Raw genomic sequence first — 26,505 nt, 5'->3', positions numbered from 1 at the left:
TTATGACAACAAATCGCTTGTTCACTCAAGGTGCGCCACGTTGAATAGGACAGCGGTCGCTGACCCCCCTTACACAGTAAATTACCCGAACCGGAGTTCCCATGGCCCTCAAATCTGCGCTGCAGCCGCGCTCTAAATTACCTGATGTCGGCACCACCATTTTTTCGGTGATTGGTCAGCTCTCCGCGCAGCACAACGCGATCAACCTGTCACAGGGCGCGCCGGACTTCAGCTGCGACCCGCTGCTGGTCGCCGGCGTCACCCGCGCGATGCAGCAGGGGCATAACCAGTATGCGTCAATGACCGGCTACCCGCCGCTGCGCGCGGCGCTGGCAGACAAGGTGGAAACCCTTTACGGCCAGCGCTATGACGCCGCCAGCGAAGTGCTGGTCACCGCAAGCGCCAGCGAAGGGCTGTTCGCGGCGATTGCCGGGCTGGTGCACCCCGGCGACGAGGTGATTTTCTTTGAACCGGCGTTTGACAGCTATGCGCCGATGGTGCGGCTGCAGGGGGCGACGGCGATCGGCCTTAAGCTGCAGGCCGGTGATTTCAGCATCAACTGGGACGAACTGGCGGCCACCATCACGCCGCGCACCCGGATGATCATTATTAACACGCCCCACAACCCCAGCTCGCAGGTGCTGAGCGCTGCGGATCTGGACCGGCTGGCGCTTATGCTGCGCAACACGGATATCATCGTGCTCTCCGACGAGGTTTACGAACATATCCTGTTCGACGGCCGCCGTCATCACGGTATGGCCACCCACCCGGAGCTGGCGGCGCGCAGCGTGATCGTCAGCTCGTTCGGTAAAACCTTCCACGTCACCGGCTGGCGCGTCGGCTATCTGCTGGCCCCGGCGGCGCTGATGGAAGAGGTGGTTAAGGTGCATCAGTTTATGATGTTCGCCGCCGATACGCCGATGCAGGTGGCCTTTGCCGACTATCTGCAGCAGCCGGAAAACTATCTCGGCCTGGGCGAGTTCTATCAGCGCAAGCGCGACCTGCTGGCCAGCCTGCTGCAGGATTCGCCGTTTACCCTGCTGCCGTCGGCGGGTTCCTTCTTTATGCTCGCCAGTTTTAAGGATTTCAGTGACGAAACCGACGCTGAAATGGTAAAACGTCTGATTGTCGATTACGGCGTAGCAACCATTCCGCTGTCGGCGTTTTACACCGACGGCACCGACAATAAGTTAATCCGTCTCTCTTTCGCAAAAGACGAAGCCACCCTGAAGGCCGGCGCACGCGCGCTGTGTCAGGTTAAGCCTCGCTAAAATAAACATCATGAGGGGAAGTGAATGAAGAAAATCAATGCGTTGTGCGTCGTGGCCGGTCTGCTGGCCTCCATGTCGGTGATGGCAGAAAATCTGCGTTACGGCGTGGAATCACAGTATCCGCCGTTTGAAAGCCGCAACGCGCAGGGTGAGCTGGAAGGCTTTGATATCGAGCTGGGTAACGCCATCTGTAAGGTGGGCAACTTTACCTGCAGCTGGGTGGAGAGCAGCTTTGACGCGCTGATCCCGGCGCTGTCGGCGAAGAAGTTTGACGCTATCAACTCCGCGATGAATATCACCGAAGCGCGGGCGAAGAGCATCGGTTTTACCAAACCGATCTATCGCATTCCAAGCATGCTGATCGGTAAAACCGGCGCGGTAAAAGCGGCGACGGCTGAAGGGCTGCAGGGTAAAAACATCGGCGTGCTGCAGGGGTCTATTCAGGAAACCTACGCCAAGCAGCACTGGGAGCCGAAAGGGGTGACTGTGACCTCCTATCAGGATCAGAACCAGGTCTATAACGACATGGTCGCCGGCCGCCTCGACGGCACGCTGGTGATGTCGGCCGCCGGTCAGTCCGGCTTCCTCGACAAGCCGCAGGGTAAAGGCTTCGGCTTTATCGGCCAGGCGGTCGATGACGACAAGATCCTCGGCAGCGGCATCGGTTACGGCCTGCGTAAGGACGATACTAAGCTGAAAGCCGCGCTGGATGAGGCGATCGTCAAAGTGCAGAACGACGGCACCATCACTAAACTGGCCGCGAAGTACTTCCCTGGCATCGACGTTTCAGTGAAATAATTCGTCCGAGAAGACCATTTTTACCCCACGGGGCCGCTCTGTCGGCCCCTTTTTACGTTATTATCCGCCCATCGCCACCCTTTCCATTTTTCTCTAAAGGTCACCCCATCATGTCACGCGCCCAGCGCCTGCTCGATATCCTGCAGCTTCTGCGTAACCACCGCTTTCCGGTGACCGCGCAGCAGCTGGCTGAACAACTCAGCATCAGCACCCGCACCCTGTATCGTGATATCGCCACGCTGCAACAGCAGGGGGCCGATATCGTCGGCGAAGCCGGGCTGGGCTACGTGCTGCGCCCCGGTTTTACCCTGCCGCCGCTGATGTTCAGCCAGGCGGAGATCGCTGCCCTGGTGCTCGGCTCACGCTGGGTCGGCAGCCGCGCCGATAACGAGCTGGCCGGTGCCGCCCACTCGGCGCTGAGCAAGATTGCCGCGGTGCTGCCGGACGAGCTAAGAAGCCAGCTGGAGCTGTCGCCGCTGCTGGTCGGGCCGGCCGCCGTCAGCGTGCCGATCAGCGGTGAAACGCCGGAGCTGCGCCGGGCGATCGAACAGCAGCGCATCGTGCGTATTGATTATCTGGATCTGCGTGATGAGGTCAGCCAGCGCACGCTGTGGCCGCTGGCGATCGGATACTTCGACAGCGTGCAGCTGCTGATCGCCTGGTGCGAACTGCGCGGGGATTTTCGCCACTTCCGCCTCGATCGCATCACTGCGATTACCTACACCCAGCGCCGCTACCGCCAGTCGCGTAGCGCGTTGCTGAAAACCTGGCGCAGCCAGCAGGGCATTAAAGCGCAGGGCTTCGGCTACTGACGGAAACTGTCACTGGCGCCGCGTACTCTCTGCCTATCAACCAACGGGGAGAGCACCATGAAAGCACTAAACTTCACCATCCTGTACGTCAGCGATCCGGCGGCCAGCGCCGCGTTCTATCAGCGTCTGCTGGGCCTGCCGCCGGTTGAGCAGTCGGCCACCTTCGCCATGTTTGTGCTGCCGGACGGCGGGCGGCTGGGCCTGTGGCGGCGGGACGGCGTGCGCCCGGCGGCCACGCCGGGCAGCAGCCAGTCGGAACTGGTGCTGAGCGCCGCCAGCCGCGAAGAGGTGGATAGCTGCCATCAGCAGTGGCAGCAGTGGGGGATAAATATTCTGCAGCAGCCGGTCAGCATGGACTTCGGTTACACCTTCACCGCCGCTGACGACGACGGCCACCGGCTGCGCGTTTACGTGTACGAAGAGTAAAGGCGCGGCCGGCAGCGGGTCCGGGTAGCCGGGGATTACGCCTGTGCCGCCAGCAGGCAGATCTTCTCGGCCAGCTGATACGACTTCACAAACGACGGCAGCGGCAGGAACTCGAAGCGCGAGTGGAAGTTGTGCGCGCCGGTAAAGAAGTTCGGCGTCAGCAGCCCTTTGGCGGACAGGGCGGCACCGTCGGTGCCGCCGCGCATCGGGATCACCTTCGGCTCAATGTCCAGTTCGGCCATTGCGGCGAAGATCAGATCAATCGGCCGGCGGTCGTCGCCGATCGCGTTGCTGATGTTGCTGTAGGTGTCGCTGATGCTCACTTCCACGCGACCGGTTGGATTGGCCTGGCGAATTTTGTCTGCCACCGCCTCAATCTGCTGCTTGCGTGCGGCGAAGCTGACAAGGTCAAAATCGCGAATTGATGCCTTCAACACCGCGCTGCTGGCACCGGCCTGCATATCGTTGAACCAGGTGTAGCCTTCACGGCCTTCGGTGTGCTCCGGCGTCTGCTGGCGGTCAAAGTGGCCGATAAAATCCCACGCCATCAGCAGCGGGTTAACCAGCACCCCTTTACCGGACATCGGGTGCGCCGCCACGCCGGTAAAGCGGATCTCGGCGGCCGCGGCGTTAAAGTTCTCAAACACCACTTCCCCCAGTTCGCAGCAGTCGATGGTATAGGCGAAATCGACGTTAAAACGCGAGGTCAGATCCAGCGCCTTGGCCCCGCGCAGGCCGATCTCCTCATCCGGCACAAAGGCCACCACGATATCGCCGTGCGGCTGATCCGCGCGCAGGTTCTCCAGCAGCGTCATCACCACCGTGACCGCCGCCTTGTTATCTGCCCCCAGCACGCTGGTGCCGTCGCTGAAGATAATCTCCTGCCCCTGATAGCGGGCGATTTCCGGGTGCTGCGCGGTACGCAGCCAGATATCCTGTTCCGCGTTCAGGCAGAGATCCTGCCCCTCAAAGCGCAGCTTTTGCGGCTTAATGTGCGGCGACAGCCCGACGTCAACGGTGTCGATATGAGTGATAAAGCCGATGCGCGGTGCCCCCGGACGGTTGCCGGGCTTCACGGCGGTGACGGTGGCGAACTCATCGATCACCACCTGCTGCAGGCCCAGCGCGCGCAGCTCGTCGGCCAGCAGCCGGGCCATATCGTGCTGCTCCGGCGTGCTCGGCAGCACGCTGGCGGTGGCGTCACTCTGGCTGCTGACGGCCAGATAACGGAAGAAACGGTCGGTAAGCTGGCGTTCCAGTGAGACAGTCATCACAATTCCTTATCGATTGCCGATTACCCGGATTAGGTAATATGACGAATAGTGTGGTTTATTAATCAGCTACCTTCTGGTTTTACGCACTGCCCCCGGACACTGTCAAATAAAAAAGAGGATGGAGATGAACAAAAGACTGATTAGCGCCCTGATTGCGGCGCTCTCACTGGCCGCCGGTTCTGCCACCGCCGCCAAAACGCTGGTCTACTGCTCAGAGGGCTCACCGGAGAACTTTAATCCGCAGCTCTACACCTCCGGTACCAGCGTGGACGCCAGCGCGGTACCGATCTACAACCGGCTGGTGGACTTCACTCCCGGCACCACCGAACTGATCCCAAGCCTGGCAGAAAGCTGGGAGATCAGCCCGGATGGCACGGTCTACACCTTCCATCTGCGCAAGGGGGTGAAGTTTCACAGCAACAAAAACTTTAAGCCCACGCGCGATTTTAACGCCGATGACGTGATCTTCTCGTTTATGCGACAGAAAGATCCGGCCAACCCGTATCACAAGGTCTCTAACGGCAGCTACGCCAACTTTGAAAGCCTGGAGCTGGGCACGCTGCTAAAGAGCATCGATAAGGTCGACGAGCACACCGTGCGCTTCACCCTGGCGCATGCCGAAGCGCCGTTCCTCGCCGATCTCGCCTGGTACTTTGCCTCGATCCTGCCGGCGGAATACGCCGACGCAATGCTGAAAGCGGGCACGCCGGAGAAGGTGGATCGTGAACCGATCGGCACCGGGCCGTTTGAACTGGTGCAGTACCAGAAGGATGCGCGCATCCTCTATCGTGCCTTCCCGGACTACTGGCAGGGCAAGGCGAAGCTGGACCGGCTGGTGTTCAGCATCACCCCGGACGCCTCGGTGCGCGCCGCCAAGGTGGAAAAAAATGAATGCCAGGTGATGCCGTTCCCTAACCCGGCCGATCTGGCACGGCTGGGGGAGAATAAAAATATCACCCTGATGCAGAAGGCCGGGCTGAACACCGGTTTCCTCGCCTTTAACACGCAGAAAGCCCCGCTGGATAACGTGAAGGTGCGCCAGGCGCTGACCATGGCGATTAACAAGCCGGCGATCGTTGAAGCGGTATTCCACGGCACCGGCACGGCGGCGAAAAACCTGCTGCCGCCGGGCGTCTGGAGTGCGGACGCCGACCTGAAGGACTACGACTACGATCCCCAGGGGGCGCAGGCGCTGCTGAAGCAGGCCGGGATTGCACCGGGCACTAGCATTGACCTGTGGGCAATGCCGGTGCAGCGCCCGTATAACCCTAACGCCCGCCGGATGGCGGAGATGATCCAGTCGGACTGGGCAAAGGTCGGTATTAAGGCGAATATCGTTACCTACGAGTGGGGCGAATATCTTAAACGGGTAAAAGACGGCGAGCATCAGGCGGCGCTGATGGGCTGGACCACCGCCACCGGCGATCCGGATAACTTCTTCGGCCCGCTGTTCAGCTGCACCTCTGCCAGCGGCGGCTCCAACTCGGCGAAGTGGTGCTACAAGCCGTTTGACCAGCTGATCACCCAGGCGCGCGCCGAGCAGGATCACAACAAACGCGTGGCGATGTATAAAGAGGCGCAGCAGATTATGCATGACCAGGCGCCGGCGGTGATGATTGCCCACTCGACCATCTTTGAACCGGTGCGCAAGGAGGTCAGCGGCTACGAGGTTGATCCGTTCGGCAAGCATATCTTCTATCAGGTCGATCTGAAGTAACCCGTTCCCCGGCCCGCGGCCGGGGAGTTTAACCGGGATAACCGCAGAGCCGGAAATGCATCTGCTGCCTTCTGCGGCCACGCCAGGTGCAAGCGAAAAGCAGCCGGATCCCCCTTGAGCAGGCGGACGACAGGGTAATCCGGTTTTTTTGTGCTTAACCCGCGCCATCCCCGCGCACAACTCTCTGATTTTCGATAAATATCCATGGGTAATTTTGCTAGTTATGTCGTGAGAACCTCAACGGAAGGAAATCCCGCACATGACCTGCACAAAACAACACCGCGCCTCTGCACCCCCCGGACTGCTGCCGACGCTGGCTGCCACCTGCGCCGGCAACGCGCTGGAGTGGTACGATCTGGTCGTTTACGCCTTCTTTGCCCGTTACATCAGCCAGACCTTCTTCCCGGCCGCCGATCCCTCGGTAGCGCTGCTGCTCACCTTCGGCAGTTTTGGTGCCTCTTTTCTGGTTCGCCCCCTCGGCGCCGTGGTGCTCGGCGCTTATGCCGACCGTCACGGACGTAAAAAGGCGCTGCTGCTGACCATCGGCCTGATGATGCTGGGTACGCTGATGATCCTGCTGATGCCGGGCTATCAGCAGATCGGGCTGCTGGCTCCGCTGCTGGTGCTGCTGGCGCGGCTGATTCAGGGATTTTCCGCCGGCGGTGAGTTCGGCAGCTCCACCGCGTTTCTGGTTGAGCATTTTCCCGCACGCAGGGTGTTTATCGCCAGCTGGCAGATCGCTACCCAGGGCGCAAGTACCGTGCTGGCCGCCGGCGCAGGCTGGCTGATGACCGCCTGGCTCACCGAGCCTCAGCTGTACGCGTGGGGGTGGCGGGTGCCCTTTATCTTTGGCCTGCTGCTGGGGCCTGTCGGGCTGTGGATGCGGCGCAACATCCAGGAGCCGCCCGGTTTTGTGACGCCAGGTGCCGGCCATTCGCCGCTGAAGCTGCTGATGTTGCAGCATAAGGCGCGCCTGCTGCTGGCTACCGGGCTGATCGTGTTGCCAACCGGGATCAACTATATGATCAACTTTGTGCCGACCTACGCGATGGAAAATCTGCACCTGCCGGGTTCCGTCAGTTTTGCGGCCACCCTGAGCGCCGGGGTGGTGCTGACGCTGCTGACCCCGCTGGTCGGGATGCTGGCGGAGCGGGTGGGGCGCGTACCGCTGATGGCCGCAGCGGTGCTGGCGCTGTTAATCAGCCTCTGGCCGGCGTTCTGGCTGCTGACCCACCGGCCGTCATCAGCCACGCTGCTGCTGGTCGTGTGCTGGCTGGCGGTTACCCAGTCGTTTTACTTTGCCTGCGTGCCGTCGGCGCTGGCCGATCTGTTTCCCATCCGGATCCGCACCAGCGGCATGTCGATTGGCTATAACGTGGCGGTCACCCTGTTCGGCGGCTTTGCACCGATGATCTGCACCCTGCTGATTGCGCTGACCGGTTCGCTGCTGGCACCCGCCTACTACCTGCTGATGCTGGCACCGCTGAGCGCCGCTGCGCTGTGGTGCAGCCGCAGCGCGCTGGCGGAACGCTGATGTTGCGCCCCGCGCAAAGCCGCTGCCGCTCCCCCTTGCCTGCGCTGAGCGATGGCCGCTCCCGCGTTGCGCCGGGCGGTATGGTTTCACCGGCCCGTGCCGTGTTTACAGCGCAAAAGCCTCGCGGATCTGCCGATCCTGCCGCTGCAGCTCGCGGCAGGCAAACTCCACGAACAGCGTTTGCGCCTGCGTTGGCTTGCGGCCGGAGGCGGTCTGCACCTGCAGCGAACGCTGACTCATCTGCTCAATGCCGGGTGATTTCAGTATCAGCTCCTGCTCCACCTGTGGATACATCACGCTGAACTGGCTGCAGATGGTCACCGCCAGCGGCGTCTGCATCAGAAAGGTGTGGAGGGTGCTGAAATTGTTGCAGGTGAGCACCGGCTCCAGAAAAGTGCCACCCATCTGGCAGGCGAGGTCGAACAGCTGGCGCACGGTGGTGCCGGTGTGCGGCAGCGCCAGCGGGTAGGCCTGCAGGTCACTGAGGCGAATCTGCCGTGAGGCCAGCGGGTGGTCCCGCTGCATCACCAGCAGCACCGGCGCGGGCCAGGAGCCGGCAACGTCCACCGCCGGCTCGGCAAACAGGCTGAACTGCAGGGCGACATCGCACTCGCCGCGGCTGAGCAGGGCGGCAATCTGCTGGGTGTCGACGACGTTCAGGTGAAAGCTGACGCCCGGATGCTGCTGGCGGAAGCGGCTGCACAGCAGCGGCAGCAGGCTGAAGGCCGCGCCGTCGGTACAGGCCACGCGCAGGGCGGTGCGGCGCACGGCGGTCAGCCCTTTGATCTCCGCTAGCGCGTGCTCCATATCCAGCAGGCTGCGGCGCACGTGGTTCTCGAAAATTTTACCGGCATCGTTCAGCACCATGCCGCGCGCGTGGCGCTCAAACAGCGGGCAGCCGACCTGCGTCTCAAGCCGCTGGATCTGGCGGCTGATCGCCGAAACGGCCACAAACAGCTGCTGGCTGGCGGCGCTGAGTGAACCGCAGCTGGCGACGGCTAAAAAATAGCGGATTTCGGTACTGTGCAAGGTGTGCTCTCTGAAGGGGCATGGGCCAGGATCGTGCATATTAGCATTGCTTTGAGAGCAAAGCGTCGTTGTTAATTTGATAATTGTGGCAAGCCATGTCGCTGGCATACAACTACAGGGCAAACACAAAAAACATAATCATAAACATTCAAACAAACGGACCGACTATGACAGGTGAACAGGCGGTGGCGCAGGCCACGGCGTATTTTGACAGCGGCGCGTTTAAAGCGCTACTGGCGCGGCGGGTGGCGCTGCGCAGCGAGAGCCAGCGTGACGACTGCGACGCGCTGATTCAGGCCTATCTGGATGATGAAATGGCCCCGGCGTTTCAGGCGCTGGGCTTTACCACCGAACAGCTCGACAATCCTCAGGCTCCGGCGCGGCCGTTCCTGCTGGCGACCCGCATTGAAGATGCGGCGCTGCCGACCCTGCTGTGCTACGGCCACGGCGACGTGGTATTTGGCGACGATGAGCACTGGCGGGACGGCCTGACGCCGTGGCAGCTGGTGGAAGAGGGCGACCGCTGGTACGGGCGCGGCAGCGCCGATAACAAGGGCCAGCACTCGGTGAATATCGCCGCGCTGGAGCAGGTAGCGGCCGCGCGCGGCGGCAAGCTCGGCTTTAACTGCAAATTCCTGATTGAGATGGGCGAAGAGGTCAGCTCGCCGGGGCTGGCTGACCTGTGCCGCCGCGAGGCGGAGAAGCTGCGGGCGGATATTTTTATCGCCTCCGACGGTCCGCGCCTCAACGCGCAGCGGCCGACGCTGTTCCTTGGTTCGCGCGGCGCGGTTAACTTCCGTCTGTCGATCCACGCCCGCGATCGCGACTACCACTCCGGCAACTGGGGCGGCCTGCTGACCAACCCGGGCACCCAGCTGGCGAACGCGCTGGCCTGCCTGGTCAACCCGCACGGCCAGCTGCAGGTGGCCGCGCTGAAGCCGCTGGCCATCAGCGCGGCGGTGAAGGCGATCCTCAGCGACATTGAGGTTGGTGAACCCGGTGGCCCGGAGATCGACCCGCACTGGGGCGAAGCCGGCCTGACGCCGACCGAACGCCTGTACGGCTGGAATACGCTGGAGGTGCTGGCAATGGTGGCCGGCAACCCGCAGCGGCCGATGAACGCCATTCCCGGTTCGGCCAGCGCGGTGTGCCAGCTGCGCTTTGTGGTGGACACCGACTGGCAGAATATCGGCGGCCATCTGCGCGCTCACCTCGACGCCCACGGCTTCCCGCAGGTGGCGGTTGAGGTGCTGCGTGGCTCCCCGGCCACCCGCCTTGACCCGACCGACCCGCTGGTTGGCTGGGCGCTGGCGGCGATGGCCGAGACCAGCGGCAAGAAGCCGGCGCTGCTGCCGAACCTTGGCGGTTCGCTGCCGAATGACGTGTTTGCGCAGATCCTCGGCCTGCCCACGCTGTGGGTACCGCACTCTTACCCGGCCTGTGGCCAGCATGCGGTGGATGAACACATGCTCAGGTCAATTGCCCGTGAAGGGCTGCAGATGATGACCCGGCTGTTCTGGGATCTGGGTGAACAGGGTGGCGAGCTGCTGGCCCGCCATCGCGCGCACCGTGCGCAGGAGGAGCAGGCATGAGCACTCACGTTGAAACGCAACCCGCCGTACAGCCTAACCTGTACAAAACGCTGTTTGCCACCTGCGTCGGTAACGCGCTGGAGTGGTTTGATATCGCGGTATACGCCTTCTTTGCCAGCTATATCGCCCACGTCTTCTTCCCGACGGCTGACCCGTCGGTCTCGCTGCTGCTGACCTTCGGCAGCTTCGGCATCTCGTTCCTGATCCGTCCGCTGGGCGCGGTGGTGCTCGGCGCCTATGCTGACCGCCACGGGCGCAAAAAGGCGCTGCTGGTGTCGATTACGCTGATGATGATCGGCGGGCTGATGATCGCCGTGATGCCGGGCTATGAAACCCTCGGCGTGGCGGCACCGCTGCTGATCCTGCTGGCGCGCCTGATTCAGGGCTTTTCGGCCGGCGGTGAGTTCGGCAGTTCTACCGCGTTCCTTGTCGAGCATTTCCCGCAGCGGCGGGCGTTTATCGCCAGCTGGCAGTTCGCCACCCAGGGGGCCAGCACGCTGATGGCCGCCGCGTTTGGCCTCGGGCTGACCACCTGGCTCAGCGAAGCGCAGATCCAGGACTGGGGATGGCGCATTCCGTTCTTCTTTGGCCTGCTGATTGGCCCGGTGGGGCTCTACATCCGCCGCCACGTGCATGAGCCGGCCACCTTTGTGGCGCAGAAGAAGGTGGAGTCGCCGCTGAAGATGCTGGGAGGCCAGCAGAAAACCCTGCTGCTGCTGGCGATGGGGCTGATGGTCATCTCCACCGGGGTCAATTATATGCTCAACTATGTGCCGACCTACGCCACCAAAAACCTGCACCTCTCCGGTTCGGTGGCCTTTGGTGCCACGCTGCTGGCCGGCGTGATCCTGACGGTGGTCACGCCGCTGATGGGCCTTTGGGCGGAGAAGGTCGGCCGGGTACGTATCATGTGGTGGGCGCTGGGGCTGCTGGGCGTGACCATCTGGCCGGCGTTTATGCTGGTGGTCAACCACACTTCACCGACCACGCTGATGCTGCTGGTTGGCTGGATGGCGCTGCTGAAGTCCGCCTACTTTGCCGCCGTGCCGTCGATGATGGCCGATCTGTTCCCGGTGCAGACCCGCGCCAGCGGCATGGCCATCGCCTACAACCTGGCGGTGACCATTTTTGGCGGCTTTGCGCCGCTGATCTGTACGCTGCTGATTAGCCTGACCGGCACCGCGCTGGCCCCGAGCTACTATCTGGTAGCGCTGGCGCTGATTAGCGCCGTGGCGTTGTTCAACAGCCAGCGACGCACCGGGCGGTAACCTCTTAACCGCATCACTGCCCACCAGAGGCCGGGATAACCCGGCTTTTTTTTATACTGTGACCCGTCCTGAATAGCGTTGACACGTTTCCGACTTAATTCCGGAGAACGTGATGAATACTGAGTTCAAACGCACCCAACGAGATTACACTCTGTCTTTTAAACTGGCCGTTGTTGAGCAGGTCGAGAAAGGCGAACTGACCTACAAACAAGCCCAGCAGCGCTATGGCATCCAGGGACGTTCAACCGTTCTGTCCTGGTTACGCAAACATGGACGCCTTAACTGGAGTCCAACTTTGCCCAATCTCTCAACCAGGAGTCTGCCTGTGAATCAGCCCCCGACCCCTCTCACACCACAACAAAGAATCAAGGAACTTGAAGAACAGCTTGAACTGGTCAGCCAGAAAGCTGAGTTTTTTGAAGCGGTTGTGAACGTTTTAAAAAATGATTACGGGGTAAGCATCGTAAAAAAGCGGCCCGGGAAGTCCTCGCGCAAACTCCGGCCAAAAAGCTGACGGTCAGCCGTGTCTGTCAGTTTTTTGGGCACAGCAGACAGTCCTGGTACCAGCAAAACAAACGGGATATCGCCCGCCGGAGGCAGTCGGCTGAGGTCATACGTTTCGTGGCGAAAGTCAGGCTACGCCAGCCGCGAATAGGCACACGGAAACTTCATTACCTGCTTCACAGCCAGGCACAGATAGCCCCGCCAGTGGGGCGTGACAGGCTGTTCACACTGCTGTCTGAACACCGAATGCTGGTTCCCTGCAAGCGTGCATACCACAAAACAACTAACAGCCATCATCGGTTCCGCAGGCATCCAAATCTGCTAAAAAAGGGTCCAGACCAGGTGATAATTAGCCGTCCTGAACAGGCCTGGGTTGCAGATATTACATATCTTCCAACCCGGGGTGACATGGTTTATCTGAGTCTGATAACCGACGCCTGCTCACGTAAAATCATGGGCTACCACGTCCATGAAAGCCTTAAAACTGAAGAGGTTATGGAGGCGCTTCGCTGTGCCTTACGACACCGGCGCGGTCAACTGAAACTGATACACCACTCAGACAGGGGGATCCAGTATTGCTCGGAAAAGTATCAGGCGATGCATCAAAAATATGGAATAACCTGTTCGATGACCGATGGTTACGACTGTTATCAGAATGCGCTGGCAGAAAGAGTCAACGGGATACTGAAAACGGAATTTCTCCTGCACCGTCCGGCCGATCTGCATGAGGCAAAAAAAATGGTGGCGGAGTCGGTAGCAATCTACAACGGGGAGCGTCCACATCTGGCGCTAAAATATAAAACGCCTGATGAGGTTCATCAGGCGTTGATCGCTGGCTGAAGGTGTCAACTTATACCAGGACTAGTCACTGATTTTTGCATTTAGTGCCTAAATAATCGCCAGATCTGCTTTTGCCGTAATCTGCTTCACAGTTTTCTAAATCAACCAATACTTCCTGTATTTTCCTGATTGTCACTGATGTTACTGTTTCAGTGTTGATTTATCACGTCTGTTACTGGAGCTATAAAATTCACTCGTCAGCCACCGCCCGCGCCGCAGTGCGGGCAGCAAGGGTGACGAGGTAACGCGGATGAGGGAGCGGTACATCCGGTCAGCTGTTCAGGGAACCAGGGAGGAGAGAATGAAAAACACCATCAGGGTGAAAAAAAGCGCGCTGCTGCTGGCAGCAGGGCTGTGGGCGGGCCAGGCGGCGGCCGGGCGGGACAGCCTGCACGGGTTGCTGACGGATAGCCACCTCGACGTTACGTTAAAAAATATCTGGATGACCAATACCACCGATGCTCTTGAGGAGCAGGGGATCGGGCCGCAGAATGCCTGGGCGCAGGGGTTGCTTGTCGATTACCGCAGCGGCGCGTATTACGGTTTTGGGCTGGATGCCTCCTGGTACGGGGTCGGCAAACTCTACGCCAACCGCTCATTTGCCGGGCGCGATCTGGTGCGCGATAACCACGGCCACGCGGAGGGGTTCAGCAAGCTAGGCCAGCTCTATCTGCGTAGCCATGTTGGTGATGCTACTCAGTTTCTGCAGATGAAGGCCGGCTGGCAGCAGCTGTACAAATTTGGCGTGCTGAACGTTACCCGTAGCCGCGCTGCACCCAGCAGCTGGCAGGGGCTGAGCGCGGAGGGCCGATTTGAACAGTTTTACGCCCGTGCCGCGCTGGTCAATAAATTTTCCGAGCGTGACGAGCCGGAAAAACGCCATTTTATGACGCTGAGCAGTAATAAGCGCATCGACTATATTGCCACCGCCGATTTTACCTGGCAGCCGCAGAAGGGGCGCGCCATCACCCTGGTGGGGGGCGAAAGTAAAGACTACATCCGCCGGCTGGGCGTCGAGTCGGCCTGGTCGCAGCCGCTGGCTGAAGACCTCAACCTGCTGCTGCGCGGCGTTTATTATTACAACCAGGGATTGCGCGAGTGGGAGGGGGCGCGTGGCTTCAGCCATCAGGCGCAGCACCTTTTTGGCCTGGTCGGCATTGCCACCGCCCGCACCGAGGCGGGAATCGGCTGGTCAGTAACCCGCGCAAGGCTGGATAACAATCTTGGCCGCTTCTACTGGCATCTGGGTAAAAATACCCGCGGTGCCTTCAATAGCAAAGCCGACGCCCCGGGCAACGACTATGTTAACGATGGCGAACAGATGCTGTATGGCTACGGCCAGTATCAGATTTCGCCGGAATGGCTGGCCGGGTTGTACGCCTACTACGGTGACCATATGCGCTATCGCGGCGTGGCGATGCGCGAGTGGGAATATGGCGGGTTTATCTCCTGGGCACCGGAACGGCTACCCGGTTTCACGCTGTTTGCGGGGTTAGGCCCCAGCTACAGCTGGAAACTGTCGCACGGCAAGCCGGCGCTCAACGCCAGCGGGGACGATTTTCAGCGATCTTCCGGTATTGGGGGCGCGTTCAGCCTGGAATACAAATTCGGGTTGTTCTGATCCCCTGGCTGGATAACACCACAAGGAGAGTAAAATGAAAAAGAGTCTTGTCACCCTCGCACTGGCCGCCAGCGGCTTAAGTGTTGTCGTACAGGCTGCGCCGCTGCGCATACTGCTGGTTAACGATGATGGCTGCCGCTCGCCGGGGATCACCCAGCTACAGCGTCAGCTAGCGGACAATGGCTATGACGTGTGGCTGGTCGCCCCGGCAGAAAATCAGAGCGGGATCGGTTCTGCCATCACTATGAGGATGGGCAAAACGTTCAGCGTGCAGAAAAATGCCGATCGGCAGTTCTGCTTCCCGGGTACCCCGGCCGACTCGGTCGACTTTGGACTGTTCGGGGTGTTGCGTGATAACCCACCGGACCTGGTGATCTCCGGGGTCAATGACGGGCCCAATACCGGTGCGTCTCAGCTTAACTCAGGCACCGTTTCGGCAGCGGCGCGCGCCGTGCGCTTCGGTTACCCGGCGATAGCCGCCAGCATTGGTTACATTCTGACGCCAGAGGAGATGAGCCAGGGCTGGCCTGCGACCAAAAAATACTGGCCACAGGCGATCGACTATGTGGTGCAGGTGGTGAAAAAACTGGATCGGCAGCGCCTGGCGGGCCAGCCGTTACTGCCTGCCGGTATCGGGGTGAGCATCAACTACCCGGCGCGCGATAAAAAGCAGATTGCCGGGGTAAAAGTGATTGAAAACCAGCCTCGCCCAACGCCGCAGTTTTACTATCAGATCCAGCCTGACGGAAAGGTGCAGCAGATGATGAATGATCAACTGCTGGGCGCGGATAACAGCGATACCGACGGCGGCTGGCTCAGCCGCGGCTGGATCACCTGGACGCTGTTTGACGGCCAGTGGAATACGCAACAGGGGCTGCAGCAGGTGAAAAAACTGCTTGCCGATCCTGCATTACAGCAGCCGTAACGCTTTCGGCCAGCTTCCTTCGTTATCCCGCCACGGGCAGGCCACGCGCCTGCCCGCTGCTCCTGCCACGCCGCGATATGTCATCGCAACAACAAATCCTTTGCCGACCATCACCCGTCGGTGACCATAAACTCACCGACGGTCAGCCGGTGCGGGCTGCCGGCCGCTGAAAAAGACGTTACTGACGCTTCGCAAGCTACCCCGGCTGAGGTATAGTCCGCTTTTTTACGGGGGAACCATGCTGACTAATTCATCTACACGTCTTAACAAGTACATCAGCGAGAGCGGAATCTGCTCGCGTCGCGAGGCCGACCGCTATATTGAACAGGGAAATGTGTTTATCAACGGCAAGCGCGCCGCCGTCGGTGACCAGGTGGTGGCTGGCGACGTGGTAAAGGTGAACGGTCAGCTGATTGAACCGCGTAACGAAGAGGATCTGGTGCTGATTGCCCTCAACAAGCCGGTTGGCATCGTCAGCACCACCGAAGACGGCGAGCGCGACAACATCGTCGACTTCGTTAATCACAGCAAACGTGTGTTCCCGATAGGCAGGCTGGACAAAGATTCGCAGGGGCTGATCTTCCTGACCAATCACGGCGACCTGGTGAACAAAATCCTGCGGGCCGGCAACGATCACGAGAAAGAGTACGTGGTCACGGTTAACAAGCCGGTCACCGAGGAGTTTATTCGCGGCATGGGTGCCGGCGTGCCGATGCTGGGCACCGTCACCAAAAAGTGTAAGGTGAAAAAAGAGGCACCGATGGTGTTTCGCATCACCCTCGTGCAGGGGCTTAACCGTCAGATCCGCCGCATGTGCGAACATTTTGGCTACGAGGTGATGAAGCTGGAACGTACGCGGATCATGAACGTCAACCTGAAGGGCATTCCGCCCGGCGAGTGGCGTGACCTGACCGATGACGAACTGATCGCACTGTTTAAGCTGATTGAGGACTCCTCTTCAGAAGACAGCAGTCACAAAACGCGTCAGAAACCGTCCCAGGCAAAAAAACCGGCCAGCGGCGCGACCAAAGGTGGCGTGACGAAAGCCGCTGAGAAAGCCACGACGCCCTCTAACCGCAAGCGTTTTGCCCAGCCAGGGCGTAAAAAGAAAGGGCGCTGAGTCATCGTTCAACGGCTGCCGCAGCGGCCATTTGTCCAGCCGATCCTGCAGACGGCGTTAGGCACCAGTATGTTCTGCAGTGCAGTGGAGCAAACATAATAAAGGGTGCACGTGGCGCTGAATGAGTTCATTGGGTAGCTACAGGGAAAGAAGGCATAAAGCGTGTGGAAAAGCGGTTGTTAGCAGAAGTTTTATACAATTCTCACGGGTGATGGTGCTAATAATGCATAACGGTGATGTGCATCAACGTCGCCGTCATCGTTTTGCTAACGGCGACCCTTTAATTATTAATCAGCTATTTTCACAGTGTTTCTTTTTCTTCGATGCTTTCCACCAGTCCCAAGGCCATTTGGCAGGATAGGTGCCGCCACTGACTGATTTTATCTGTTGTTTGTTCAATATTTTCATGGTATTCCCCCTTGATTGAGGAGGTCAATTTACGCAATAACAGGAGGATGAATTGTGATTATGATCACTTAATGGCTGCAAATTAAAAATATGGATTAAATACTAAATAAAGCAATTAAAGTTCGGGTGTAAGTTTCTAAATGCTTCATAATTTCGCGAGATATTACTATTTCATCGCGGCTGCGGCGGAGGGGAGCGGCGGAGGATAAATTGACGCCGCGCCTTATTTGCGCGGCGGGTGTTACTAATACTGTAAATAAGCTACGTGGGTCTGCAGGTACTCTTCCAGCCCGTGGCGGCCGTCCGCACCGCCGATGCCCGATTTACGCCAGCCGGCGTGGAAACCCTGCATCGCCTCGAAGTTTTCGCGGTTAACGTAGGTTTCACCAAACTTCAGCGCTTTTAACGCGGTCATCGCGGTATTGAGGTTCTGCGTGAAGATTGACGAAGTCAGGCCGTACTCGCTGTCGTTGGCCAGCGCGATCGCTTCATCCAGCGTGCTGAACTTCATCACCGGCAGCACCGGGCCGAAGGTCTCCTCCTGCATAATTGCCATCTCCTGCTGCACGTTGGTCAGCAGCGTCGGCTGGAAGAAGAAGCCTGTGTCACCCGCGCGCTTACCGCCGGTGACCAGCGTGGCACCGGCCGCCAGCGCGTCGGCCACCTTCTGCTCAACGCGCTGCAGGGCAGCGGCGGTGATCAGCGGGCCCATATCCAGCCCTTTCCGGGTGGCCGGATCGCCAAAGGTGACCTGCCCGAACGCATGGGTCAGACGTTCAACCACCTGGTCATAAACGCCTTCCTGCACGTAAAGCCGCTCGGCGCAGTTGCACACCTGCCCGGTATTGATCATCCGTGAGGCGACGATCGCCCTGACCGCCAGATCGAGGTCGGCGTCGTTCATGACGATTGCCGGGGCCTTACCGCCCAGCTCCAGTGACACCTTAGTGACGTTTTTCGCCGCCGCCTGCATGGTGGCAATACCGGCACCCACGCTGCCGGTCAGGCTGACCAGACCAACCTTCGGGTTGGCCGCCAGCTCCGGGCCCAGCTCCGGGCCGTAGCCGGTCACCAGGTTGAACACCCCGGCGGGCAGGCCGATGCTGTCAACGATCTCTGCAAAAATAATCGCGTTATTGGGCGTCAGCTCGCTCGGCTTAATTACGATGGTGTTGCCGGTCAGCAGCGCCGGTGCGGCCTTGCGCGCGATCAGGAAGAACGGGAAGTTCCACGGCAGAATGCCGGTGGTGACGCCAATCGCCTTCTTAAACACCAGAATATTTTCACGGGCGCGATCGCTCTGCACGATCTCACCTTCATAACGACGCGCCCAGCCGGCCATATAGTCAAGGTAGTCGGCGGTGAAGAACACTTCGGTCTCCGCCAGCTCCTGAGTTTTACCGCCTTCGGCTACGATGGTGGCCGCCAGTTCGCTGGCGCGCTGGCGGATGCCGGCGGCCAGCTTCTGCAGCCAGTTGCCGCGCTCCACGGCCGGCAGCGCTTCCCAGCCCGGCTGTGCGGCTGCGGCGGCATCGATCGCCCGTCGCGCGTCTTCGGCGCTGCCTTCAGGAATACGCGACAGCACGGCTTCGGTCGCCGGGTTAATCACCTCGATCCAACGGCCGCTGCGGTTTTCCACGAACTGGCCGTCGATATACATCTGATGCTGAACTGGGGTCATTGGTTGGATCCTCGTCAAAACGTGTTTATACGGTTGTTAATAAACAGGCAGCGCGCTGTTACACGGGTAAGAAACTGACGCATTCCGGCGGGCACTTCCTTGAGCTGACTGCCAGCAATGAGAGCCCGCTGGCAAAATTGACAAGAACGCCATGACCGGGCTGGCAAAACCGACAGTAAATCCCGAATATGAGCGACTTAGCTAAAAACGGACTTTTTCAGTAGCAAAACGGTGATTTCGGTGGATTTGTGACAGCGGTCGGCAGAAGCCGCTGAATTTTGCCATTTCCGTACAATCCGGGGCAGCCAGCCAAAGGTTGCCCGGAGGGGCTTCTCCGTAGACTCCTTCGTCAACAGGGCAAACAACAACGAAGGAAAACAACCAATGAGTGAAGCGATTATCTCTGGCATTCTGTGGCACCTGGTGGGGGCGGCCAGCGCCGCCTGCTTCTATGCGCCATTCAAGAAGGTACGTAACTGGTCATGGGAAACCATGTGGTCGGTCGGTGGAGTGATGTCATGGCTGATCCTGCCGTGGGCGGTCAGCGCCATCCTGCTGCCCAACTTCTGGGGCTACTACAGCTCGTTCTCGCTGTCGCAACTGCTGCCGGTGTTTCTGTTCGGCGCGATGTGGGGCATCGGTAACATCAACTATGGCCTGACCATGCGCTACCTCGGCATGTCGATGGGCATCGGCATCGCTATCGGCATCACGCTGGTGGTCGGCACGCTGATGACGCCGCTGCTGCAGGGGCGTTTTGTCGAACTGTTCAGCTCGTCCGGCGGCCGCCTTACGCTGGTGGGTGTGCTGGTGGCGCTGATTGGCGTAGCGATCGTCTCCCGCGCCGGGCTGCTGAAAGAGCGGGCGATGGGCATCACCGCCGAAGAGTTTAACCTCAAGAAGGGGCTGATCCTCGCGGTACTCTGCGGCATCTTCTCCGCCGGCATGTCCTTCGCCATGGACGCCGCCAAACCGATGCACGAAGCCGCCGCCGCCGCCGGTATCGACCCGCTCTACGTCGCGCTGCCAAGCTACGTGGTGATCATGGGCGGTGGCGCACTGATCAACCTCGGCTTCTGCTTTATCCGCCTGGCCACAAAAGCCAACCTGTCGGTCAAAGCCGACTTCTCGGTTGCCAAATCCATCCTGATCGCCAACGTACTGCTCTCACTGCTTGGCGGCACCATGTGGTACCTGCAGTTCTTCTTCTACGCCTGGGGCCACGCCCGCATCCCGGCGCAGTATGACTTCGTCAGCTGGATGCTGCACATGAGCTTCTACGTCCTCTGCGGCGGCCTCGTCGGCCTGGTGCTCAAAGAGTGGAACAACGTCGGCCGCAGCCCGGTCCGCGTCCTCACCGTCGGCTGCTTCGTCATCATCCTCGCCGCCAACATCGTTGGCCTCGGCATGGTCTCCTGATCCCCCGGCTGGCGGCACACCGCCGCCAGTCATAAAACCCGCAGACCACAAAGAAGTAGATTATCAGGGAGGGCAGTGGGATGAGCCCGCAGCGGGGTAACCCGCGGAGGGTCGCCCGCTGACAGGCCCGCCAGTCTCGATCAACCAGGCAACGAGCTTGTACTCTCGATCCCAAAAACAACGAGCCCTTAAAAAACCAGCAGACAACAAAGAGTCAGATTATCAGGGAGGGCAGTGGGATGAGCCCGTAGCGGGGTAACCCGCGAAGGGTCGCCCACTGACAGGCCCGATAGTCTCGATCAACCAGACAACGCGCTTTTATTCTCGATCAAACAGAAAGCGCAACCACCCCGCGTAAAAACTGCTGTCGCCATGCGCTCGGCGTCATCCCCGTCTCACGGGTAAACACCACCGAAAAATAGTTACTGTCATCAAAACCACAGCGCGCCGCCACCTCACCAATCAGACAATCGCTGGCGCGCAGCAAATACTTCGCCTGACACAACTGCAGCTGCCGCACATAATGACCAATCGTCATCCCGGTCTGCTGACGAAACAGCTGCTTCAGCCCGCGCTCCGACAGCTGATGATGCTGACAAAACCGCGCCAGATCGAACGGCTGCGCCATCTGCCCCTGAATCGCCGCCATCAGCAAATCCAGCTGCTCCCCCTCCGGCAACTGATACGGACAATCGGCCGCGTAACGGTGCCGCTGCAAAATCAGCGCCAGCTGCAAAAACAGCGCCTCGCTCAGCTGCCGCGACAGCGGATCGGTCTTGCGGCTCTCCTGCTCCAGCTGCTTCACCACCCCGCGCGCCAGCGCCATCCCGCGCAGCGTCAACCGCCAGGCCCCGGCGTCACGCGGCGGTAACAGCTGCTGCCAGTCCAGCGCCAGCTGGAAACGCTCCGGGCAGTAGATAATATTGTCCAGCACCAGATCGTGCACTGCGTCAAAACTGTGGCAGTCATCGGCGTGCAGATAAAAAATATCACCGCAGGTCACCAGCCACGGCCGATCGTTCATCACGTGCAGACCGTTGCCGCGCCAGACCAGCACCAGCTCGTTGAATTCATGGACGTGCGGAGGGAAAGAGGGCTGCGGGGTGCGCTCGGCCACCGCTACCGGCAGCAGCTCAGAGGGCAGATAGTCAGCTTTTAACAGCCGCAGGGGAGCAGTCACGGGTCACCTCATCAGTCATGTTGACGCAGTGTACGCGGTGCGCTGCCAAACTCACGCTTAAACAGCGTTGAAAAGTGATTGCTGTCACCAAATCCACACTGAAAAGCGATATCGGTAATGCGCATATCGCTGTGGCGCAACAGATGGCGCGCCTCCAGCAGGCGCAGACGGTTCAGATAACGCTGCGGCGTACTGCCGGTCTGCTGCTTCAACTGCCGGTGCAGGGTACGCAGCGACAGCGCAAAACGATCGGCCAGCGCCTCCCAGTCGATCTCCTCGCTGTAGTGGTCGGCCAGCCAGTCCAGCAGCGCGCGCAAACGCCCCTCATGATCGTCCGCCTGCGCGCTGCTGCTTCCCTGACGCAACAACAGCAGCAGCTGCATAAACTGCATCTCACGCGTGGCCTGCGCGGCAAAACCCTCTTCAAGCGGGCTGGCCATCTGCGCGGTCAGCTGATGCGCCTGGGCCAGCACCTTGCTGCTGATGCGCCAGTGCGACGGATAGTGGCCGTTCTGCTCGGCCGGCAACAGCTGCTGCAGCCCGGAGAGGAAATGGAACGCCTCCGGCCCGCGGTACAGCACGTTGGTCAGGCACAGGTTGTCGGTCTGCTCATACAGATGGCGATCGTGATTGCGCACAAAGCAGACGCAGCCGCCGCACAGCGGCTGCGACTGGCCGTTAAACACGTGGATCCCCGAACCCTGTTCAACGATCACAATCTCATGGAAGTCATCGTGATAGTGCTCGGGGAAGCTGCCCTGCGGGGCCCGCGGTTCAATCGCCACCGGACAGTGACCGGCCGGAAAAAAGTCAACGCTGTGCAATACGGTCATGATCGCCCCTCCTTAACAAACAGTTCACAGAGTCTACCCAGCGCCCGACGCGGGCACCTTGAATTTACGACAGCAGAAGCGGCGATCGCCGTCAGTTATTAAAGAAACCGCCGTCGGCGTTGCGAAAATGAGGCGGGCGTCACAGAAGCATTTTCCGGCCCTCTGCGGTAAAAGTGTGAGCCTGTTCACGTTCATCTTTGCCGTTTTGCCAGTGAGCAGATCGGACTGGCAGTGGCAAGAAGGTGGCAAAACGCGGCTCTTTTACACTGGTCACATTGATTGATCGGGAACGTAACTATGAGCACTCGTCATTTTGTCGCTATCGATTTAGGCGCCTCCAGCGGCCGCGTGATGCTGGCCAGCCACGCCGCGCAGGGCGGCGCGGTCAGCCTGCGGGAAATCAGCCGCTGTACCAATAAGCTGGTCAACGTTGACGGCCGCCAGTGCTGGGATCTCGACGCGCTGGAAGCCTTTATCGTCGCCGCACTGGTCAGCCTCGACGCCGAAGGCATCGTGCCCGAGAGTATCGGCATCGATACCTGGGCGGTGGACTACGTGCTGCTGGACGCCGACGGCCAGCGGGTTGGCCTGCCGGTCGCCTACCGCGACGACCGCACCCACGGCCTGATGGCCCAGGCCTGCCGCGAGCTGGGCAGCGAAACCATCTATCAGCGCACCGGCATCCAGTTCCTGCCGTTTAACACCCTCTACCAGCTGCGCGCGCTGTGCCGTGATAACGCGGCCGACCTGCCGCAGGTGGCGCATGCGCTGCTGATCCCCGACTATCTGCACTACCGGCTGAGCGGTGAGCTCAACTGGGAGTACACCAACGCCACCACTACCCAGCTGCTGAATATCCACAGCGGCGAATGGGACAGCGAACTGCTGCGCTGGTGCGGCGCAAACCCGGCGTGGTTTGGCACGCCTTCGGCCCCCGGCCGCCGTATCGGTGCCTGGACCAGCCCGCGTGGCCACGCGATCCCGCTGGTGGCAGTAGCTACCCACGACACCGCCAGCGCGGTGCTGGCCACGCCGCTGAGCGATGCGGACGCCGCTTATCTCAGCTCGGGCACCTGGTCGCTGATGGGCTTTGAAAGCCGCCAGCCGTTTACCGACGGCGCGGCGCTGCAGGCCAATATCACCAACGAAGGTGGCGCGGAAGGGCGCTTCCGCGTGCTGAAAAACATTATGGGGCTGTGGCTGCTGCAGCGGGTGTGCAGCGAGCTGGAAATCAGCCAGCTCGCTCCGCTGATCGCCGACGCCGAACGCCAGCCGCTCTGCCGCTGGCTGGTTAATCCCAACGACCATCGCTTTATCAACCCGGCCAATATGGTGCGCGAAATTCAGGACGCCTGCGCCGAACTGGGCCAGCCGGTGCCCGCCACCGCCGCCGAGCTGGCGCGCTGCATCTTTGACAGCCTGGCGCTCTGTTACCGCCAGGTGCTGCGGCAGCTGGAGACGCTGCGCGGCGGGCGGTTCAGCCAGCTGCATATCGTCGGCGGCGGCTGCCAGAACCCGCTGCTGAACCAGCTGTGCGCCGATGCCTGCGGCATCCCGGTGCTGGCCGGGCCGGTGGAGGCCTCGACCCTCGGCAATATCGGCTGTCAGCTGATCGCCGCGGGGCAGGTCGCCGACGTCAGCGCCTTCCGCCAGCAGCTGCGCCAGCATTTTCCTCTTATTCGTTTTGAACCTCACGGCAGTGATGCGTATCGCCCCCATCTGGCGCGATTTGAGTCACTGACGCCATCAGCTAAGGAGCTTTGTGTATGACCCAGGCAATTGACCAGGCCTTCGCGCTGGCAAAACAGCGTTTCGCCGATATCGGCGTGGATGTGGAAGCGGCAATGACCCAGCTCGACCGGCTGCCGGTATCGATGCACTGCTGGCAGGGCGACGACGTGCGCGGCTTCGAAAACCCGCAGGGCGCACTGACCGGCGGCATTCAGGCCACCGGTAACTACCCGGGCCGCGCGCGCAGCGTCGACGAACTGCGCGCCGATCTGGAGCAGGCAATGAAGCTGATCCCCGGGCCGAAGCGGCTTAACCTGCACGCCATCTACCTGGACACCGAACAGACGGTGGATCGTCACGAGATCAAGCCTGAGCACTTTGCCGGCTGGGTCAGCTGGGCGCAACAGCACCGGCTGGGGCTGGACTTTAACCCGACCTGTTTCTCCCACGCGCTGAGCGCCGACGGCTTTACCCTCGCGCACGGCAACGCGGAGATCCGCCAGTTCTGGATCGACCACTGTAAGGCCAGTCGTAAAATTTCAGCGTACTTTGGCGAGCAGCTGGGCACACCGTCGGTGATGAACATCTGGGTGCCGGACGGCATGAAGGATCTGACCGTCGATCGCCTGGCACCGCGTCAGCGGCTGCTGGAGTCGCTGGATGAGATCATCAGCGAGAAGCTGGACGAATCGCTGCATATCGACGCGGTGGAGAGCAAGCTGTTCGGCATCGGCGCGGAGAGTTACACCGTCGGTTCCAACGAGTTCTGCCTCGGCTACGCCGCCAGCCGCCAGATCGCGCTGACGCTGGACGCCGGCCACTTCCACCCGACCGAGGTGATCTCCGACAAGATCTCCACCGCCATGCTTTACGTGCCGCGCCTGCTGCTGCACGTCAGCCGCCCGGTGCGCTGGGACAGCGATCACGTGGTGCTGCTGGATGATGAGACCCAGGCCATCGCCAGCGAGATCGTGCGGCAGAAGCTGTTCGATAAGGTACATATCGGGCTGGACTTCTTCGACGCGTCAATTAACCGCATCGCCGCATGGGTAATCGGCACCCGCAACGCGAAGAAGGCGCTGTTGCGCGCGCTGCTGGAGCCGGTCGACCAGCTCAGGGCGCTGGAAAACGGCGGCGACTATACCGCGCGGCTGGCGCTGCTGGAGGAGCAGAAGTCGCTGCCGTGGCAGGCGGTGTGGGAGGCCTGGTGCCTGCGTCACGACGTGCCGGCCGGTGCCAGCTGGTTAGGCGACGTCCGTCAGTATGAACAACAGATTCTCAGCCAACGTTAAGTTAAGGAAGTAAAATGCAACAGATTCTTAAATCCTGGTTTGTGCAGGGCATGGTGAAAGCGACCACCGATATGTGGCTGAAGGGCTGGGATGAGCGTAACGGTGGTAACGTGTCGCTGCGCCTGCTGGACGAGGAAGTGCAGCCGTTCGCCGCCGATTTTTATCCCGAGCCGCGCACGCTGGAGCTGAGCCAGCCCGCGCCCGAGCTGGCCGACTGCTGGTTCCTTGTGACCGGTTCCGGCAAGTTTTTCCGCAACGTGCAGTTAGATCCGGCCGACTGTCTGGTGCTGCTGCGCGTCAGCAGCGACGGCCGCGCCTTTACCATTCACTGGGGGCTGAGCAACGGCGGCGTGCCGACCTCCGAGCTGGCGTCGCACTTCCAGTCGCACAGCGTGCGCAAGGTGGTGACCAACGGTGCCGATCGGGTGATTATGCACTGCCATGCCACCAACTTTATGGCGCTGAGCTACGTGGTGGATCTGAATCCGGCCAGCTTTACCCGCCTGCTGTGGGAAGGCAGCACCGAGTGTCTGGTGGTGTTCCCGGACGGCGTCGGTATTGTGCCGTGGATGGTGCCGGGCACCGACGGTATCGGTACCCAGACGGCCGAGAATATGAAGTCGCATACGCTGGTGATGTGGCCGTTCCACGGTATTTTTGGCGCGGGGCCGACGCTGGATGAGACCTTTGGCCTGATCGATACCGCTGAGAAGTCGTCGGAGGTGGTGGTGAAGGTGCTGTCGATGGGCGGGATGAAGCAGAGCATCACTACGGAAGAGCTGGTGGCGTTGGGCGAACGTTTTGGCGTGAAACCCTGGCGCGCGGCGCTGGAAGCGACGCATCCGCATGTTGCGTAAAGCCTTTGTGATGCAGGTGCATGCTGATAAGCATCAGGAGTATCAGCAGCGGCACGATCCGATCTGGCCGGAGCTGGCGCAGGTGTTGAAGGATCACGGGGCGCATCATTACAGTATTTTTCTGGATGCAGAGCGGGATTTGTTGTTTGCGGTGGTGGAGATTGAGTCAGAAGAGCGTTGGGCAGCGGTGGCGCAGACCGAGGTGTGTCAGCGCTGGTGGCGGTCGATGCGGGAGTTGATGCCGTCGAATGCGGATAACAGTCCGGTGAGTGCGGAGCTGAAGTCGGTGTTTTATCTGGAGTGACGGTGTCACTTTTACTGAATGGAGCCTTTGTGGCTCCTTTTGCATTTGTGGGGTTTTTTTGGGTTCGTT

The 26,505-nt window shown here is 60.5% G+C and carries 21 protein-coding genes and 1 pseudogene; 17 read left to right on the top strand and 5 right to left on the bottom strand.

Annotated features, from left to right (window positions below; genetic code table 11):
* Positions 1-101 precede the first annotated feature (101 nt).
* From GKQ23_RS12475 to GKQ23_RS12460, 4 genes are all read left to right on the top strand, one after another.
* Positions 102-1,271 carry a methionine aminotransferase gene (locus tag GKQ23_RS12475; RefSeq protein WP_212408376.1) on the top strand — a complete coding sequence of 390 codons (1,170 nt, stop codon included), beginning with the start codon at positions 102-104 and terminating at the stop codon, positions 1,269-1,271.
* A 24-nt stretch (positions 1,272-1,295) separates the two neighbouring features.
* On the top strand, positions 1,296-2,069 hold the full coding sequence (locus GKQ23_RS12470) for a transporter substrate-binding domain-containing protein (RefSeq protein WP_212408375.1): 774 nt from the start codon (positions 1,296-1,298) through the stop codon (positions 2,067-2,069).
* 110 nt (positions 2,070-2,179) lie between these two features.
* Positions 2,180-2,881: a YafY family protein gene (locus tag GKQ23_RS12465; RefSeq protein ID WP_212408374.1), complete on the top strand. Its 702-nt coding sequence runs from the start codon at positions 2,180-2,182 to the stop codon at positions 2,879-2,881.
* A 57-nt stretch (positions 2,882-2,938) separates the two neighbouring features.
* The gene (locus GKQ23_RS12460) at positions 2,939-3,307 is read left to right on the top strand and encodes a VOC family protein (RefSeq protein WP_056238106.1); all 369 of its coding nucleotides are present in this window, start codon (positions 2,939-2,941) and stop codon (positions 3,305-3,307) included.
* A 35-nt stretch (positions 3,308-3,342) separates the two neighbouring features.
* On the opposite strand, the gene pepT is transcribed toward GKQ23_RS12460, so the two are convergent.
* The gene (pepT, locus tag GKQ23_RS12455) at positions 3,343-4,578 is read right to left on the bottom strand and encodes a peptidase T (RefSeq protein WP_212408373.1); all 1,236 of its coding nucleotides are present in this window, start codon (positions 4,576-4,578) and stop codon (positions 3,343-3,345) included.
* Positions 4,579-4,705: 127 nt separating this feature from the next.
* Here pepT and GKQ23_RS12450 point away from each other — a divergent pair, with 127 nt between their 5' ends.
* Together GKQ23_RS12450 and GKQ23_RS12445 are read left to right on the top strand one after the other, a co-directional pair.
* Positions 4,706-6,298: an ABC transporter substrate-binding protein gene (locus tag GKQ23_RS12450; protein WP_212408372.1), complete on the top strand. Its 1,593-nt coding sequence runs from the start codon at positions 4,706-4,708 to the stop codon at positions 6,296-6,298.
* A gap of 259 nt (positions 6,299-6,557) precedes the next feature.
* Positions 6,558-7,832, top strand: coding sequence for an MFS transporter (locus GKQ23_RS12445; RefSeq protein WP_101506364.1), 1,275 nt, complete (start codon positions 6,558-6,560; stop codon positions 7,830-7,832).
* 105 nt (positions 7,833-7,937) lie between these two features.
* Here the strand turns inward: GKQ23_RS12445 and GKQ23_RS12440 are convergent, their stop codons facing one another.
* Positions 7,938-8,861: a LysR family transcriptional regulator gene (locus GKQ23_RS12440; RefSeq protein WP_101506365.1), complete on the bottom strand. Its 924-nt coding sequence runs from the start codon at positions 8,859-8,861 to the stop codon at positions 7,938-7,940.
* A gap of 167 nt (positions 8,862-9,028) precedes the next feature.
* On the opposite strand from GKQ23_RS12440, the gene GKQ23_RS12435 reads away from it, so the two are divergent.
* From GKQ23_RS12435 to rluF, 6 genes and pseudogenes are all read left to right on the top strand, one after another.
* On the top strand, positions 9,029-10,453 hold the full coding sequence (locus GKQ23_RS12435) for a M20 family metallopeptidase (protein ID WP_212411505.1): 1,425 nt from the start codon (positions 9,029-9,031) through the stop codon (positions 10,451-10,453).
* A complete protein-coding gene (locus GKQ23_RS12430) occupies positions 10,450-11,721 on the top strand; it encodes an MFS transporter (protein ID WP_212411503.1) in 1,272 nt (423 codons plus the stop codon). Before GKQ23_RS12435 ends, GKQ23_RS12430 begins: the two co-directional genes overlap by 4 nt.
* 112 nt (positions 11,722-11,833) lie before the next feature.
* A pseudogene (locus tag GKQ23_RS12425) lies at positions 11,834-13,090 on the top strand (IS3 family transposase).
* A 276-nt stretch (positions 13,091-13,366) separates the two neighbouring features.
* Complete coding sequence (locus GKQ23_RS12420; protein WP_212411501.1) at positions 13,367-14,686, top strand: OprD family outer membrane porin; 1,320 nt, start codon at positions 13,367-13,369, stop codon at positions 14,684-14,686.
* Positions 14,687-14,720: 34 nt separating this feature from the next.
* Entirely contained in the window at positions 14,721-15,611 is an 891-nt protein-coding gene (gene surE, locus GKQ23_RS12415; protein WP_212411499.1) for a 5'/3'-nucleotidase SurE, read from the top strand.
* A 238-nt stretch (positions 15,612-15,849) separates the two neighbouring features.
* Positions 15,850-16,731 (top strand): 23S rRNA pseudouridine(2604) synthase RluF, encoded by an 882-nt coding sequence (gene rluF / locus GKQ23_RS12410; RefSeq protein ID WP_056238081.1) that lies wholly within the window; start codon positions 15,850-15,852, stop codon positions 16,729-16,731.
* Positions 16,732-17,383: 652 nt separating this feature from the next.
* Here rluF and aldA read toward each other — a convergent pair.
* Entirely contained in the window at positions 17,384-18,820 is a 1,437-nt protein-coding gene (gene aldA / locus GKQ23_RS12405) for an aldehyde dehydrogenase (RefSeq protein ID WP_212411490.1), read from the bottom strand.
* Positions 18,821-19,204: 384 nt separating this feature from the next.
* On the opposite strand from aldA, the gene rhaT reads away from it, so the two are divergent.
* Positions 19,205-20,239, top strand: a complete 1,035-nt coding sequence (gene rhaT, locus GKQ23_RS12400) for an L-rhamnose/proton symporter RhaT (RefSeq protein WP_056238076.1) — start codon at positions 19,205-19,207, stop codon at positions 20,237-20,239.
* Positions 20,240-20,567: 328 nt separating this feature from the next.
* Here rhaT and rhaR read toward each other — a convergent pair whose 3' ends face one another.
* Positions 20,568-21,419 carry an HTH-type transcriptional activator RhaR gene (rhaR, locus tag GKQ23_RS12395; RefSeq protein ID WP_056238075.1) on the bottom strand — a complete coding sequence of 284 codons (852 nt, stop codon included), beginning with the start codon at positions 21,417-21,419 and terminating at the stop codon, positions 20,568-20,570.
* Between the two features lie 11 nt (positions 21,420-21,430).
* Positions 21,431-22,252: an HTH-type transcriptional activator RhaS gene (rhaS, locus tag GKQ23_RS12390; RefSeq protein ID WP_056238071.1), complete on the bottom strand. Its 822-nt coding sequence runs from the start codon at positions 22,250-22,252 to the stop codon at positions 21,431-21,433.
* A gap of 297 nt (positions 22,253-22,549) precedes the next feature.
* Between rhaS and rhaB the strand changes: the two genes are divergently transcribed.
* From rhaB to rhaM, 4 genes are read left to right on the top strand one after another with little or no spacing between them, the layout of a single operon-like run.
* On the top strand, positions 22,550-24,022 hold the full coding sequence (gene rhaB / locus GKQ23_RS12385; protein WP_212411488.1) for a rhamnulokinase: 1,473 nt from the start codon (positions 22,550-22,552) through the stop codon (positions 24,020-24,022).
* Positions 24,019-25,275: an L-rhamnose isomerase gene (locus GKQ23_RS12380; protein WP_056238066.1), complete on the top strand. Its 1,257-nt coding sequence runs from the start codon at positions 24,019-24,021 to the stop codon at positions 25,273-25,275. Before rhaB ends, GKQ23_RS12380 begins: the two co-directional genes overlap by 4 nt.
* 14 nt (positions 25,276-25,289) lie before the next feature.
* Positions 25,290-26,132: a rhamnulose-1-phosphate aldolase gene (gene rhaD / locus GKQ23_RS12375; RefSeq protein ID WP_212411486.1), complete on the top strand. Its 843-nt coding sequence runs from the start codon at positions 25,290-25,292 to the stop codon at positions 26,130-26,132.
* Positions 26,122-26,436 carry an L-rhamnose mutarotase gene (rhaM, locus tag GKQ23_RS12370; protein WP_056238062.1) on the top strand — a complete coding sequence of 105 codons (315 nt, stop codon included), beginning with the start codon at positions 26,122-26,124 and terminating at the stop codon, positions 26,434-26,436. The genes rhaD and rhaM overlap by 11 nt, the downstream gene beginning before the upstream one ends.
* Positions 26,437-26,505: the final 69 nt, after the last annotated feature.

It is taken from the genome of Erwinia sp. E602 (assembly GCF_018141005.1).
Lineage (GTDB): Bacteria > Pseudomonadota > Gammaproteobacteria > Enterobacterales > Enterobacteriaceae > Erwinia.
This window is presented reverse-complemented; position numbering and strand designations above follow the sequence as displayed.